We start from the raw sequence: 14,091 nt of genomic DNA, 5'->3' as shown, positions 1-14,091 counted from the left end.
TGGACGTGGCAGAAATGGCGCGCCGCCGCACCGCTTCGCCGGCTCTTGCAATTGCAGCGCGAAGGGGCCAACTTTGGTTGGCAAAGATTCATTTTGAAGGATCGAGGCATGAGCGACGACAGCGGCGGGACGGGGGATGGTGACGCATCCGCAATATTGATCCCGCTGCATGAGGCGCGACATGAGCGCCTCGACCAGCCTGTGCGCTTCGACCGGCGTGAACTGGACCAGATCCTCAGGCTCTACGGACGCATGGTCGCCGCCAATGAATGGCGCGACTATGCCATCGATCATCTCACCGACAGGGCCGTGTTTTCCGTCTTCCGCCGGGCCAGCGAAGTGCCGCTGTTCCAGATCGTCAAGGATCCGAAACTGGCCCGCAAACAGGGCGCCTTCGCCGTTATCGCCGCCGGCGGCCGCATCCTCAAGCGCGGGCAAGAACTCGGCCGCGTGCTCGGCGTCTTCGATAGCAAGCTCAGGGTTGTGGGAGCTTGAGCGGGACAATTGGAATTGAGGAACTGAAGAACTAAGGAACTGGGGAACTGGGGAACTGAGGAACTGAGGAACTGAGGAATTTAAGAAAAGGCTCGACGTCTGAAGAACCCGCCTTCTTCTTCAGTTCCTCAGTTCCTCAGTTCCTCAGTTCCTCAGTTCCTCAATTCCTCTCAAGCGCCGCGGAACTTCCGCTCAGGCAGCGAGGCCGGATCGGGCGGCAACGACGCGCCACCATTCAGGGACAGTTGCATGAACACCGTGTCCAGCCAGCGTCCGTGCTTGTAGCCGGAGCCTTCGAGCCGGCCTGAGTGGCGGAAGCCGAGCTTTTCATGCAGCTTGACCGAGGCGCTGCCTGGATGGCCGTCGCCGATCACCGCGACGATCTGGCGGAAGCCCGCCGCCTCGGTCGCCGCGATCAGGCTGCGCATCAGCATGAGGCCGACACCCTGGCCCTTGGCCTCCGGCGCGACATAGACCGAATCCTCGACGATGAAGCGGTAGGCCGGGCGCGGCCGGAAGGCACCGGCATAGGCATAGCCAAGCACGGCCCCGTCCTTTTCCGCCACCAGATACGGGAAGCCGCCGGCCGTGAGCGTGGCGAATCGCGTGCCCATCTCGGCGCGACCTGGCGGCTCCAGCTCATAGCTCGCCGTGCCATGCGTCACCGCGTCGGCATAAATTTCGGTGATGGTGTCGAGGTCGGCAGAAGTCGCCGGCCGTATCACGATAGTGCACATTCTTTATGCAGGCCTTCTATCTGCTTCCGATAACAGCAAACGCCAGCACAAAAGAAAAGGGCGGCCGTTGGGCCGCCCTTTCCAAACCCGATGGTCCAGTCAGACCATGAAGCGTGCCTTAGCGGCGGTCGCCCATGAACTGGAGCAGGAACATGAACAGGTTGATGAAATCGAGATAGAGCCTCAGCGCGCCCATGATGGCCTTGCGGCCGGCGACATCGGAAACATCGCCCTCGAAATACATCTCCTTGATCTTCTGCGTGTCGTAGGCGGTCAGGCCGGCGAAGACCAGGACGCCGATCGCCGACACGGCGAAGGACAGCGCCGACGACTGCAGGAAGATGTTGATCACCGACGCGATGATGATGCCGAACACGCCCATGATCAGGAACGAGCCCATCGCCGTCAGGTCGCGCTTGGTCGTGTAGCCGTACAGCGACAGCGCGCCGAAGGCGGCGGCCGTGGCAAAGAAGGTCTGCGAAATGCTGGCCGTGGTGTAGACCAGGAAGATCGACGACAGCGACAGGCCGACGAGACCGGCATAGACCCAGAACGTGGTCTGCGCGGCAGCGATGCTCATCGACTGAATCCTGAACGACAGGAAGAACACGGCGGCCAGCGGCGCCAGCATCACCACCCAGCGCAGCGGCGACCCGAAGATCGCATAGCCGAAGGACGTCAGCATCTCGCCGCTCGGCAGCGTTGCGACAGCCGAGGCCGGATCGGTGGTGGTGGCCAGCATGATCGTGCCGACGGCGGCAAGGCCGGTGATGAGGAGGCCAAGCCCCATCAGATTGTAGACCTTGATCATATAAGCGCGCAGGCCCTGATCGATGTCGGCGCGGACGCCGGGCACCGCCGACGTCTGATAATTGCGAATGGGATCAGCCATTGGAATCCTCTATTGCTTCTGCCCCGTCCGGTGTCGGGCCTCTTGCGGGCCCAGGCGCCGCTGGCGGGGCTCCAGCATGCCTGTGGCGAAATATGATGGTTATTCGCGTCAAGAACAAGACCGTAACCGGATGTAACGGTTCGTGAGAGGCCGAAATACCGATTCTCCGGGCTTCCAGGCCGGCATCCTTACCAAGATTTAATTGCGGAGGGCTCGCTCCGCCCCAGAGTCCCGCCAAGGATTAGGGAGGGATCAGAGGTCGCGCAGCACCGGCGCCGCCTTGTGGCCGAGCACCCGCCAGGTGCCGGCAAGACCGATGCCGACCGTGATGACCAGCGCAAAGACGATGGTTGCCACGGCCACCTCCGGCATGAAATGCGATGGCAGCGTCATGATGCGGGCGACGATGTACCAGGCCGCGATGCCGCCGGCGGCCAGCGCGAAGATGGCCGTGGCCAATCCGATCAGCATGTACTCCAGGGAGAACGCCGTTATCAGCGTCCTCCTGGTCGCGCCGAGCGTCTTCAGCACCACGGCGTCGTGGATGCGGGCCCGGTTGCCGGCGGCAAGCGCGCCTGCCAGCACCAGCACCGAAGCGATCAGCGCCACCCCGGCCGCGGCCCGGATCGCGGTGCCGAGCTGGCCGATCAGCCGGTTGACGACATCGAGCGCGTCCTTGACGCGCACCGTCGTTACCGCCGGGAAGGCGCGGGTAACGGCATTGAGGATACGGGCATCGTCGGCCGTCGAGGCACTCTTTTCAGTCAGCGTCGCCATCCAGCCATGCGGCGCGCCCGCGAATGTGTTGGGCGAGAACACCATGACGAAATTGATGCCCATCGTCTCCCACTCGACCTGGCGGAAATTGGCGATCCTGGCCGTCACGTTGCGGCCGAGCACATTGACGGTGACGGTGTCGCCGAGCTTCAGCCCGATCTCCTTGCCTTCCTGCGCCGAGAAGGAGACCAGCGGCTCGCCGGCATAATTGTCCGGCCACCATTCGCCCTCGGTCAGCGTCGCGTTTTCCGGCTGTTCGGCGTCATAGGTCAGGCCGCGATCGCCTTTCAGCACCCAGGCCCCCTCGGCCGGCACTTTGACCTTGTCGACGGCGACGCCATTGAGCGCCATCACCCGGCCGCGCAGCATCGGCACCTTGACCAATGTCCCTTGCGGCGCCTCCTTGCCGACCAGGGCCGAGAACGCATCGACATCGCTGCTCTGGATGTCGACGAAGAAGAAGTTCGGCGCCCGCTCCGGCAGGCTGCCGGAGATCTGCTGCCGCAGATTGCCGTCGATCAGCGCCAACGTCACCAGCAGCGTCAGCCCGAGCCCCAGCGACAGCACCACCGATGGCGTCAAGGCGCCTGGTCGATGGATGTTGCCGACGGCGAGACGGAGCGCCACGGAGCGCACGCGCGGGCTCTTCCTTGCCACCCATTGCACCAACGCTCCGACCAGACGCAGCACCAGGAAGGAAAAGATGGTGGCGCCGACGAAGATCGAGGCGATGCGCTGGTCGCCGGAAAAGAGGATGGCCAGAACCGCCAGCAGCAACGCGATGCCGATGGCCGACGCAATATAGACAAGTCGCGGAAAGCCGCGGCCTTCCAGGCCCATCTCCCGAAACAGCGCTGTCGCCGGCACGTCGCGGGCGCGTCCGAGCGGCAGCAGCGCGAAGGCCAGCGTCACCAGCAGCCCGAACAGCGCCGCCATGCCGAGCGCGCCGGGGTAGAAGCCGCCTTGCGCCGGCACCGGAATGACGGATTGAAGCGCGGCACTTGCGGCAAAAGGCATCAGCGCGCCGAGCACCAGACCAGCGGCGATACCGAGAGCCGCTATGATCAGGATTTGCACGAGATAGACGGTGAAGACAAAACCGCCAGAAGCCCCGAGACTCTTGAAGGTGGCGATGACGCCGCGCTTGCCGTCGAGATAGGCGCGCACCGCATTGGCGACGCCGACGCCGCCGACCACCAGCGCCGTCAGCCCGACCAGCGTCAGGAACTGCGAGAAGCGCTCGATGTTGGACGACAGGGCCGGGGCGGCGTTGCCGCGCGTGCGGATCGACCAGCCAGCTTCCGGAAAATCCCTGGCCGCCTGATCCTGTATGGCCTTGAGCCGCGCCTCGTCGGCATCGGCGGGCAGCCGGATCTTGTAGGCGTTTTCGACCAGGCTGCCCGGTTGGACCAGCCCGGTCGCGGCCAGGCCTTCGGTCGAGATCATCAGCCTTGGCGCGAAGCCGAAACCGTCGGACACGGCATCCGGCTCGGTGACCAGCCTGGCGCGCAATTCGAAGGTGGCGGTGCCGAGCTTCAGCCGGTCGCCGAGCTTGAGATGCAGCCGTTCGAACAGAAGATCGGGCGCCGCCGCGCCAAAGACGCCGAATTCCTCGCCGAACAATTCCTGCTTTGTCAGCGCCGGCTCCGTCTCCAGCGCGCCATAGAGCGGATAGGCATCGTCGACCGCCTTGGCCTCGACCAGCGCCTGGTCGGAGCCGTCTGCCAGACGCGCCATCGAGCGCATGCTGGCGGTGCGCGAAACAACGCCCAGCCCGTCGAGGAAGCCATGTTCGGCCTGGCTGGCATCGCGCTGGTTGACCTGGAAGCGAAGATCGCCGCCAAGCAGCGTCTGGCCCTGATTGGCGACGCCGGCACTGATCGAACGGGCAACCGAATTGACGCCGCCGATCGCCGCGACGCCGAGCGCGATGCAGGCGAGAAAGATCAGGAAGCCGGACAGGCCGCCGCGCATCTCGCGCAACGAAAAGCGGACGGCGAGCTTCAGCGTCCGTGCCAGCGGCATCAGGCGGTGACCTTCAATGGGGTCGGCGGGGTCGGCGCCTCGATACGGCCGGAGCGCATCGACACCTGGCGCGCGCAGCGTGCCGCGAGCACGGGATCATGGGTAACCAGCACCAGCGTCATGCCGCGCTCGGCCGCCTTGGCGAACAGCAGGTCGGCGACCTGCCGCCCCGTCGCCTGGTCGAGATTGCCGGTCGGCTCGTCGGCGATGAGAATGCGCGGCGAGGGCGCCAGCGCCCGGGCGATCGCCACGCGCTGCTGTTCGCCGCCGGAGAGTTCGCCGGGGTAATGGGTGACGCGGTCGCTGAGGCCCACCGCCGCCAGCTCGCGCGCCGCCACCGAAAACGGATCGGCATGGCCGGCCAGCTCCAGCGGCACCGCGACATTCTCAAGCGCAGTCATGTTGGGGATGAGATGGAAGGACTGAAAGACAATGCCAATGTTTCGGCCGCGAAACGAAGCGATCTGATCCTCACTTTTGCCATTGAGCAACTCGCCGGCGATTCGTACCGTACCCGAATCGATCCTCTCCAAACCCGCCAGCACCATCAGCAAGGTCGACTTGCCAGACCCCGACGGACCGACGATGCCGGTCGCCTCGCCGCGCGCCACCTCGAGGCTGACGCCCTTCAGCACATGGACTGACGACGCGCCCTCGCCGAGCGTCAGGGATACGTCTTTCAGCGCGATGACGGCTTCTGTCAAAATGAAAGCGTCCTATATCAGTGATGATGGCTCTGCTTGCCGGAAGCCGTCGCCGGAAGAATTCCTTGGTCATATGGGGCCTGCCGCATGTCTTTCAAACGCCAGATAGCCGCAGGCTTGGTCCTTTTCCTCGCCATTTGCGGCGCCATTTCGTCGGCGCGTGCCGAGCCCTTCAAGATCGTCGGCTTCGGTGACAGCCTGATGGCGGGCTTCGGGCTTGGGCCCGATCAAGGCTTTACCGACAAATTGCAGGCAGCGCTGCGTGCCAAGGGCCATGACGTGACCGTCGCCAATGCCGGCGTTTCCGGCGACACCACGAGCGGCGGCCTAGCGCGGCTCGATTGGTCGGTACCGGACGGCACGCAACTGGTCATCCTCGAACTCGGCGCCAACGATATGCTGCGCGGAATCTCGCCCGATATCACCAGGAAGAACCTCGACGAGATGCTCGGCAAGCTCAAACAGCGCAAGATCGCTGTGTTGCTCGCCGGCATGCGCGCCGCGCCCAATCTCGGCGCCGACTACCAGAGCGCCTTCGACGCCATCTTTCCGGACCTGTCGGGAAAATACGATGTCGCGCTCTATCCGTTCTTCCTCGACGGCGTCGCCGGACAGCCCGGCCTGCAGCTCGAGGACGGCATGCATCCGAACGCAAACGGTGTCGACCGGATGGTCGAGCGCATCCTGCCGACGGTCGAGAAGACCATCGCGGCGGTCCCGGGCGGCTCATGAGGCTTGGATAAACTGCTTTCCCCTGCGGAAACTTTTGGCAAAGCCTGTGACCAATAAACCACTTGCTCCATTCGACTATCGATGATTCGCTATGGATGACAGTTCGATTCGAGGAAGGGAGGCTCTTCATGCCGCGTCTTTTCACCGCCCTCGAAATTCCGCGTGACGCCGCCCTTTCGCTGTCCCTGCTCCGGGGCGGCCTGCCCGGGGCGCGATGGATCGATGTCGAAAACTACCATCTGACGCTGCGCTTCATCGGCGATGTCGAGGGCCATGTCGCCGACGAGATCGCCAATGCGCTGGACCGCGTCCACCGGCCCTCTTTCTCGCTGACCCTGTCCGGTGTCGGCGCCTTTGGCCAGAAGAAGCCGCATGCAGTGTGGGCCGGCGCTTCCGCCTCGCCCGATCTGGCGGCGCTTCAGGGCGAGATTGACCGCATCTGCCAGCGGCTCGGCATTCCCGCCGATCCGCGCAAGTTCATGCCGCATGTGACGTTGGCGCGGCTGCGCAATTCGAGCCCGCTGGATGTCGCCCAGTATCTGTCGGCCCGCGGCAATTTCTCGACGCTGCCATTTCGTATCGGCCGCTTCGTCCTGATGTCGTCGCGCGATTCGGTCGGCGGCGGCCCCTATATCGTCGAGGAGGCCTGGCCGCTGTCGGGCACCGACGCCCGCGCGGCCAGCCGCGTCGCCAGCGCCTCCGACGCCTCGCGGATCATGCGATAGACCTCGGCAAAGGCCTCCGGCCCGTCATAATAGGGATCGGGCACGTCGCGCGCCTGTCCGTGCGCGAGTTCCAAAAACAGCTGTACCCGATCCCGCGCGGCTGCTGGCGCCAGCGCCTTGAGGTCGGCGACATTCGAGCGGTCCATGCCAAGGACCAGGTCGAAACGGGAGAAATCCTGCGGCGTGATCTTGCGCGCCCTCTGTCCGGAAATATCGATGCCGTGACGCATCGCAACCGCGATCGATCGAGGATCGGGGGGCGAGCCGACCTCCCAGCCGCTGGTCGCGGCCGAATCGAGCCGGATATCGCGGCCCCAGCCACGCTCGGCCCAAACGGCGCGAAAAACGCCCTCTGCCAGCGGCGACCGGCAGATATTGCCGAGACAGACGAAAAGGATGGAATTTATGGGCGTTATGCTCATTCGATATGCGCCGTTTGTGCATTTGGACCCCCAAAACCGCAAAACACTTTTGGCCGACTTGCAGTATGGTGAGGGTCAAATTCGAGATAGCACGGGAAATCATCATGACGAGAGAAAAACTCAGCAAGGACGCCATCACCGCTGCCCTTGCCGAACTCGGCGGCTGGTCGCTGGCCAAGGACGGCGCCGCGATCAGGCGCAGCTTCGTCTTTAACAATTTTTCCGAAGCCTTCGCCTTCATGACCCGCGTCGCGCTGGCAGCCGAAAAGATGGACCATCATCCCGACTGGTCAAACGTCTACAAGACCGTGGACGTGACGCTGAACACCCATGACGCCGGCGGCGTCACGGCGCTCGACATCGCACTGGCGAAGAGAATGAACCGCTTTGCCGGTGGTTGATGCCCGGTATCGCACGGTCGCCAAGACAGCGGAGAATCCCAAATCGGTGCCGGCATCTTGCACCCGGGTTCACCTTTCACCACATTTTCCCCGCGAGGCATGCGCCTGGATGCGCATGAGACCCGCCAGGAGACATTGATGGCGCAACAACCCGGTTTTGATTTCTTCGGCTTTGGCGACAGGCTGGGCGGCGAGGGCGAAGTGCGCGAGAAATTCTGGCGCACGGCGAAGAAGGCCGCGCGGCAGATCCCCTTCATGGAAGACGTCGTCGCCGCCTATTACTGCGCCATGGACAAGAACACGCCGTTGCGCGCCAAGGGCATATTGGTGGCGGCGCTCGGCTATTTCGTCCTGCCGGTGGACCTCATTCCCGACTTCATCTTCGGCCTCGGTTTCACCGACGACATCGCCGTGCTGACCGCCGCGATCACCGCCGTCAGCGCCCACATCACGCCGGCGCATCGCCAGGCCGCCAAGGACGCCATCGCCGACAGGGGCTGAGCGTCTTCGCGCGGTGCTCATCTTGTGGATGGAGGCGTTCGCAGCTCCGGTTGAAAAGTCAAACTCTTGCCGCTTTCGTGGCCTCCAAGTCGCCGAAGGGACGTCGCGCCGGCTGCCGACAAGGGCGGCGGCGCGGGAATGGCGGCGGTTTCCTGGGGTGAGCGTCCTTTTGTTGAGGGAAATTCACCGTTTGGTAACCCAGATTAAATCAAAATGAAGCGACGGCAGGACGCCAAGCGGCCCGCCTCCGCACCATTTGGAATACGGGAAAGACGATGCGCGGATTGATAGCACTAGTTTCGAGCCTGGTCCTGGCGGCCTCAGCAGCGCCGGCACTGGCGCAGCAGGCGACCAAGATCGGCCAGCACAATGCCTGGGGCACCTACAGCTATCAGGCGCAGGGCGGCAAGGTCTGCTACGTGCTGACCGTGCCGACCGACAAGCAGCCGCCGACGCTCGACCATGGCGATATGTTCTTCTTCGTCAGCCAGCGGCCTGGCCAGCAGGTTTCCTATGAGCCGCAGTTCATTGCCGGCTACAATTTCCAGGAAGGTTCCAAGGCAACCGTCACCATCGACAAGAAGTCGTTCTCGATGTTCACCCGCGGCAAGTCGGCCTGGGTCGAGAACGCCGCCGAGGAACCTGTGCTGATCGCCGCCATGAAGACCGGCACCGACATGAAGGTGACGGCGAAATCCGGCCGCGGCAATCCCACCTCCTATGTCTTCTCGCTGAAGGGCATTTCGGCGGCGCTGTCGTCGATCGCCAAGTGCAAATAAGCAGAGCTTAGCTTTGACGCAAAAGGCCGGGGCGCAAAGCCCGGCCTTTTGCTTTTCAGGCATGGCCGGATTCCGGCGCGGCCTCCGCCCGCCGACGCCGGATCGCCTCGGCGATGAAGACGCGCGACAGCGCGTGATAGAGCGGCTCGTGCGAGATCATCCGCGCCGTGCCGTAGCCCAGCATCGAAGCCAGCATCAGCGCGATGACATTGTCGTGGTTGCCGGTCATCTCCAGGATGATGACGAAAGCCGTCATCGGCGCCTGCACCACGCCGGCGAAATAGCCGGCCATGCCGAGCAGCGCGGCGGCTCCCGCGCTGGCGCCGAACAAAAGGCCGAGCGAACTGCCGATACCGGCGCCGACCGCCAGCGAGGGCGCGAAAATGCCGCCTGGAATGCCCGAAACCATCGACAGCAGCCCAGCCAGGAATTTTTCCACGAAGAAGAGCCATGGCAGCGGCGTACCCTCCACCGCGCCGCGCGCCTGCGCGTAGCCGGTGCCGAAGGTCAGCCCGCCCGACGCAATGCCGATCACCGCCACGCCGAGCCCGCAGAATGCGGCCACCAGCAGCGCGCGAGCCAGGGGCTGCTGCGTGTGCCAGCGGCGGATCCGTCGCGTGATCTTCAGCGCCAGTAGCGAGAACAGCGCGCCGAAGCCGCCCCCGATGACGCCGCAGGCAAGCACCAGCGGCCACTCGGCGGCAAACGAGATCGTGTCTCTGGAGATGCCGAAATAGGTGTAGTTGCCGAGCAGGCCGAGCGATGCGATGCCGGCCAGGATGACCGCCGTCAGCACCAGCCCGTTGGTGCGCGCTTCATAGGTGCGACCCATTTCCTCGATGGCGAAGACGATGCCGGCCAGTGGGGTGTTGAAGGCAGCCGCGATGCCGGCGGCCGACCCGGCCAGGATCAGGCCCCGCGCCTGCGCCATGCCGCCCCAGCGCGCCGCCTGCAGCATCAGCGAGGCGCCGACCTGCACGGTCGGGCCTTCGCGACCGATGGAAGCGCCGCAGAACAGGCCGACGATGGTGAGCGCGATCTTGCCGGCCGCAAGCCGCAATGAGAGCAGGTGGTTGCGATCGTCGTCGTCACGCAAATGGCGCGCGGCGATCGCCTGCGGAATGCCGCTGCCTTGCGAGCCCGGAAAGAAAGCCTGGGCCAGCCAGGCGCACAGCACGAAGCCAAGCGGCGTGATCATGAGCGGCAGATAGAAGCGCCAGCCGCCGCCATCACCGATCATGACATGGAACAGCACCTGCGCCTTGTCGGCCAGCACCGCGAACAGCACGCTGATGACGCCGATCGAGACCGCTCCGGCCCAGAACACCAGGCGCGGCTGCCACACGCGCCGCGAGCCCCACATCGCGCGCGAGCGCCGCAGCAGGGGATATTTTCGCGATTGAAGGGCCATGTTTGTCCTCGAAGGGGAGGGAATAGGGAGTAGGGCAGTAGGACCTGCCTTGCTACCCTATTCCCCTACCCCGGCATGACTCTGCCCTCAACCTGTGCTATGCGCCGCGCTTCAGTTCCCGGCACGATGGATGAAATCGGCCGCAAACCGCTTATATCAGTGCGACCATGACCCTTTCCTTCGACCTCACCACTGAGGGTGCCCGTGACGCGTTGCGCGCCCGCGCCGCACCCGAAAAGCCGTCGCTGATCGGCCTGACGCGCGCAGAGCTTGGCGAGGCGCTCGTCGCGTCCGGCATCGTGCCCGAGCGCCAGGCAAAAATGCGCGCCCAGCAGCTCTGGCACTGGATGTATGTGCGCGGCGTTTCCGACTTCCCCGGCATGCTGAACATCTCCAAGGATCTGCGCGCCGAACTAGACAAGCATTTTACGGTCGCGCGGCCCGAAATCGTCGAGGAGCAGATCTCTTCCGACGGCACGCGCAAATGGCTGTTCCGCTTCCCGCCGCGCGGCGCCGGCCGGCCGGTGGAGATCGAGACCGTCTACATTCCCGAGGAAGGCCGCGGCACGCTCTGCATCTCCTCGCAGGTCGGCTGCACGCTGACCTGCTCCTTCTGCCACACCGGCACCCAGAAGCTGGTGCGCAATTTGACGGCGGAAGAGATTCTCGCCCAGTTGCTCACAGCACGCGACCGGCTGGGCGATTTCCCCGACCGCGACACGCCGGACGGCGCCATCGTGCCGGCCGAGGGCCGCAAGGTGTCCAACATCGTCATGATGGGCATGGGCGAGCCGCTCTACAATTTCGAGGCGGTGAAGAAGGCGCTGCTGATCGCCTCCGACGGCGACGGGCTTTCCTTGTCCAAGCGGCGAATCACGCTGTCGACCTCCGGCGTCGTGCCCGAGATTTTCCGCACCGGCGAGGAGATCGGCGTCATGCTGGCGATCTCGCTGCATGCCACCAATGACGATCTGCGCGACCTGCTGGTGCCGATCAACAAGAAGTATCCGCTGAAGGAACTGATCGCCGCCTGCCGCGCCTATCCCGGCCTGTCGAACGCCAAGCGCATCACCTTCGAATATGTGATGCTGAAGGACGTCAACGATTCCATCGAGGACGCCAAGGGCCTGATCAAGCTGCTCAAGGGCATTCCGGCCAAGATCAATCTGATCCCGTTCAACCCATGGCCGGGCACCAACTATCAGTGCTCGGACTGGGAGACGATCGAGAAATTCGCCGACTACATCAACAATGCCGGCTATGCCTCGCCGATCCGCACCCCGCGCGGCCGCGACATCCTCGCCGCCTGCGGTCAGCTCAAGTCGGAATCGGAGCGCATGCGCAAGGTCGACCGGCTGGCGCTGGAAGCCATGATGATCGCGGGGCACGGCGAAGCGTGAGCTTTTCTTGGCGACTGGCGGCTGTTACCATTTCCTATGCATTAGCCTCGCTCGTCATGCCCCTTGTGTTTCTTTTGTACGAAGACGCTTCCATCTTTTGGCGCAGCGGCCGGCTTTTCTTCGATCTGAAAGACCAGGTGGTGGCCTTGGTCGCGGGCACGATAATAGTCGCCATTTATGGCGCGCTGCCCGCGGTACCGCTGATTGTGGTATCGGAACTGACCGGGCGCCGGGGATGGACACTTTCGATCCTCGGCGGCGCCCTGGTGGGGACCGTTATGTTCGCGATCATGCAGATCTATCCGATGGCGCGGACGCGGCCCGCGCTCGACTTGCTGATTACCCTGATCGTCGCGGGTAGCCTGGGCGGCGCCGTCTACCGGCTGGTCATGGGACTGCTTCCGAGCGACACGCGCATCAGGACAGCCCGATGAACCGTCCCCTCGCCGGGCTCAAGCGCTTCGCCATCATAGCAGTCGGTTATGTCGCCGCTGTGCTGACCTCAATCCTGGTGCCTGTGCTGCTGATCACCCTTCTGGAAGGGATCGAATACGGCAACTGGTCCCTGGTCTTCACATTCGACTGGCTGGGTTCTTTCCCGCTCGCCGTGTTGACCGTGGCGATCTGCGCGCTGCTGATCGTCGGCCCCGCGATCTTGCTTGCCGAACGGCTGTCGCTGCGGGGATGGTTCTATTTCGCGGTCACGGGTGCGATCACCTCCATCGCATTTGGCGTTTTCGTTCCCGGCTCGGCTGGAGGCTTTGTGTTCAATCCGGGCTTTCTCGGGTTCCTGGCCACCGCCGGCACCGCCGCCGGGTCGGTCTACTGGCTCCTGGCGGGGCGCAAGTCTGGCCGTCCCCTACAGCGGGATGCGGGATGAACCGTCTCGTCGCCTATATCGTGCGCCTTGCCATGATCCTGTTCGGCTATGTCGTCGCGTCACTGGCGGCGAGCGCCTTCCTCAACATCCTGTTCCTGGCCTCGCTTGGCTATGCGCCGCAGCATGCGCAGCCGGCCGCAACCGCCTCGCTGTATTTTTCGATTCCCTTCGTCGCCCTGTTCGTCGCCTATTTCGCCTTCATGCCGGCGGCGATCGTCATCCTGGTTGCTGAAATCCTTGGCCGGCGCGACTGGTTGTATTATGCGCTGGCCGGTGCGGTGGTGGCGGCCGCCTTCCTTGGCCTGGTCGATCACGCCCAGGAGTCCATCTTCGCCGTGACCGACACCAGCGGCATCATGGCCGTCATCGGTGGCGGCATGGTCGGCGGCATCTTCTACTGGCTCAGCGCCGGGCGCTGGGCCGGAAGCTGGTGGAAGGACGCCCCTACTTCGCCTGGGCGGTCAGGATCCTGAGCGCGAAGGCCGAGAACACGCCGGAGAAGAGATAGTCGACGACCCGCGTGACGCGCGGGCTGGCCTTCATCGCCGCCGAAAACTTTTCCGCCGCCAGCACCATCGGCACTGTCACCGGGATCGACAGCACGATGAACATGGCGCCGAGGAAGAACAGCTTTCCCGGCGCGTTGGGATCATGCGCGGAAACGAATTGCGGCAGGAAGGTCATGAAGAACAGGATGATCTTCGGGTTGAGCAGATTGACGCCGAGCCCTGCCGCCCAGCTGCGCAACAGCGAGATCTGCGGGCCTGTCTTCTTTTCCGGCGAAAAGGCCGAGCCCTTGGCTATCGACTGCCAGGCCAGGAAGACTAGATAACCGGCGCCAAAAATCTTCAGCACGAAGAAGGCCATCGGCGAGGCGACGATCAGCGCCGAGACGCCGACCACCACCAGCGTGGTGTGGATCAGCGTGCCGCACAGCGCACCGGCCATCGAGGCAAAGCCGGTGACGCGCCCCTGGCTCAGCGTGCGCGAGACGAACAGGGTCATGTCGGGACCGGGGGTGATCGCCAGGATCACGGTGGCGACGGCGAACTGGATCAGCGTGGTGGTGTCGGGAATGAAGGACATGGAAGGCCCCTGGGAATGCGCAGGCCTATACAAGATACGTCGCGCCGGCGCCAGATGCGAGACTGGCGCACCCTCCGGCAGGGGTGTCTAGAGCAATTCCAGGAAAAGTGTGTAACGGTTTTCC

The 14,091-nt window shown here is 64.2% G+C and carries 17 protein-coding genes; 10 read left to right on the top strand and 7 right to left on the bottom strand.

Translation table 11 applies throughout. From position 1 onward, the window contains the following. The first annotated feature begins 108 nt into the window (after nt 1–108). On the top strand, nt 109–495 hold the full coding sequence (locus MesoLj_RS05445) for a DUF2794 domain-containing protein (protein ID WP_202325345.1): 387 nt from the start codon (nt 109–111) through the stop codon (nt 493–495). 170 nt (nt 496–665) lie between these two features. Here MesoLj_RS05445 and MesoLj_RS05440 read toward each other — a convergent pair whose 3' ends face one another. The 4 genes from MesoLj_RS05440 to MesoLj_RS05425 form a co-directional block, all read right to left on the bottom strand. Beyond that, the gene (locus MesoLj_RS05440) at nt 666–1,232 is read right to left on the bottom strand and encodes a GNAT family N-acetyltransferase (RefSeq protein WP_202325344.1); all 567 of its coding nucleotides are present in this window, start codon (nt 1,230–1,232) and stop codon (nt 666–668) included. A gap of 118 nt (nt 1,233–1,350) precedes the next feature. After that, nucleotides 1,351–2,124, bottom strand: coding sequence for a Bax inhibitor-1/YccA family protein (locus tag MesoLj_RS05435; RefSeq protein WP_202325343.1), 774 nt, complete (start codon nt 2,122–2,124; stop codon nt 1,351–1,353). Between the two features lie 252 nt (nt 2,125–2,376). Continuing rightward, on the bottom strand, nt 2,377–4,926 hold the full coding sequence (locus tag MesoLj_RS05430; RefSeq protein WP_202325342.1) for an ABC transporter permease: 2,550 nt from the start codon (nt 4,924–4,926) through the stop codon (nt 2,377–2,379). Further along, the gene (locus tag MesoLj_RS05425; RefSeq protein ID WP_202325341.1) at nt 4,926–5,630 is read right to left on the bottom strand and encodes an ABC transporter ATP-binding protein; all 705 of its coding nucleotides are present in this window, start codon (nt 5,628–5,630) and stop codon (nt 4,926–4,928) included. Before MesoLj_RS05425 ends, MesoLj_RS05430 begins: the two co-directional genes overlap by 1 nt. 87 nt (nt 5,631–5,717) lie before the next feature. Between MesoLj_RS05425 and MesoLj_RS05420 the strand changes: the two genes are divergently transcribed. Continuing rightward, nucleotides 5,718–6,362: an arylesterase gene (locus MesoLj_RS05420; RefSeq protein ID WP_202325340.1), complete on the top strand. Its 645-nt coding sequence runs from the start codon at nt 5,718–5,720 to the stop codon at nt 6,360–6,362. Nucleotides 6,363–6,490: 128 nt separating this feature from the next. Then, nucleotides 6,491–7,087: an RNA 2',3'-cyclic phosphodiesterase gene (gene thpR / locus MesoLj_RS05415; protein WP_202325339.1), complete on the top strand. Its 597-nt coding sequence runs from the start codon at nt 6,491–6,493 to the stop codon at nt 7,085–7,087. Here thpR and MesoLj_RS05410 read toward each other — a convergent pair. After that, complete coding sequence (locus tag MesoLj_RS05410) at nt 6,991–7,509, bottom strand: low molecular weight protein-tyrosine-phosphatase (RefSeq protein ID WP_202325338.1); 519 nt, start codon at nt 7,507–7,509, stop codon at nt 6,991–6,993. The two genes, thpR and MesoLj_RS05410, sit on opposite strands and share 97 nt — an antisense overlap. Nucleotides 7,510–7,613: 104 nt before the next feature. On the opposite strand from MesoLj_RS05410, the gene MesoLj_RS05405 reads away from it, so the two are divergent. From MesoLj_RS05405 to MesoLj_RS05395, 3 genes are all read left to right on the top strand, one after another. Further along, nucleotides 7,614–7,910: a 4a-hydroxytetrahydrobiopterin dehydratase gene (locus tag MesoLj_RS05405; protein ID WP_202325337.1), complete on the top strand. Its 297-nt coding sequence runs from the start codon at nt 7,614–7,616 to the stop codon at nt 7,908–7,910. 138 nt (nt 7,911–8,048) lie between these two features. Further along, on the top strand, nt 8,049–8,411 hold the full coding sequence (locus tag MesoLj_RS05400; RefSeq protein WP_202325336.1) for a YkvA family protein: 363 nt from the start codon (nt 8,049–8,051) through the stop codon (nt 8,409–8,411). A gap of 275 nt (nt 8,412–8,686) precedes the next feature. Beyond that, nucleotides 8,687–9,190 (top strand): invasion associated locus B family protein, encoded by a 504-nt coding sequence (locus MesoLj_RS05395; protein WP_140776129.1) that lies wholly within the window; start codon nt 8,687–8,689, stop codon nt 9,188–9,190. Between the two features lie 55 nt (nt 9,191–9,245). Here MesoLj_RS05395 and MesoLj_RS05390 read toward each other — a convergent pair whose 3' ends face one another. Beyond that, nucleotides 9,246–10,601, bottom strand: a complete 1,356-nt coding sequence (locus tag MesoLj_RS05390) for a chloride channel protein (protein ID WP_202325335.1) — start codon at nt 10,599–10,601, stop codon at nt 9,246–9,248. 167 nt (nt 10,602–10,768) lie between these two features. Between MesoLj_RS05390 and rlmN the strand changes: the two genes are divergently transcribed. Genes rlmN through MesoLj_RS05370 form a run of 4 tightly spaced genes read left to right on the top strand, consistent with a single transcriptional unit; the run spans nt 10,769 to nt 13,354 of the window. After that, the gene (rlmN, locus tag MesoLj_RS05385) at nt 10,769–12,001 is read left to right on the top strand and encodes a 23S rRNA (adenine(2503)-C(2))-methyltransferase RlmN (protein ID WP_202325334.1); all 1,233 of its coding nucleotides are present in this window, start codon (nt 10,769–10,771) and stop codon (nt 11,999–12,001) included. Continuing rightward, nucleotides 11,998–12,435, top strand: a complete 438-nt coding sequence (locus MesoLj_RS05380) for a hypothetical protein (RefSeq protein WP_202325333.1) — start codon at nt 11,998–12,000, stop codon at nt 12,433–12,435. Before rlmN ends, MesoLj_RS05380 begins: the two co-directional genes overlap by 4 nt. Continuing rightward, nucleotides 12,432–12,881 (top strand): hypothetical protein, encoded by a 450-nt coding sequence (locus MesoLj_RS05375; RefSeq protein WP_140776137.1) that lies wholly within the window; start codon nt 12,432–12,434, stop codon nt 12,879–12,881. Before MesoLj_RS05380 ends, MesoLj_RS05375 begins: the two co-directional genes overlap by 4 nt. After that, nucleotides 12,878–13,354 carry a hypothetical protein gene (locus MesoLj_RS05370; protein WP_202325332.1) on the top strand — a complete coding sequence of 159 codons (477 nt, stop codon included), beginning with the start codon at nt 12,878–12,880 and terminating at the stop codon, nt 13,352–13,354. Before MesoLj_RS05375 ends, MesoLj_RS05370 begins: the two co-directional genes overlap by 4 nt. On the opposite strand, the gene MesoLj_RS05365 is transcribed toward MesoLj_RS05370, so the two are convergent. Continuing rightward, nucleotides 13,326–13,967 (bottom strand): LysE family translocator, encoded by a 642-nt coding sequence (locus MesoLj_RS05365; RefSeq protein WP_202325331.1) that lies wholly within the window; start codon nt 13,965–13,967, stop codon nt 13,326–13,328. The two genes, MesoLj_RS05370 and MesoLj_RS05365, sit on opposite strands and share 29 nt — an antisense overlap. Between the last annotated feature and the right edge of the window lie 124 nt (nt 13,968–14,091).

It is taken from the genome of Mesorhizobium sp. 113-3-9 (genome assembly GCF_016756515.1).
In the GTDB taxonomy this organism is placed as follows: Bacteria; Pseudomonadota; Alphaproteobacteria; order Rhizobiales; family Rhizobiaceae; genus Mesorhizobium.
Note: the sequence above shows the minus strand (reverse complement) of the source record. Positions and strands in the feature narration are given on the sequence as shown.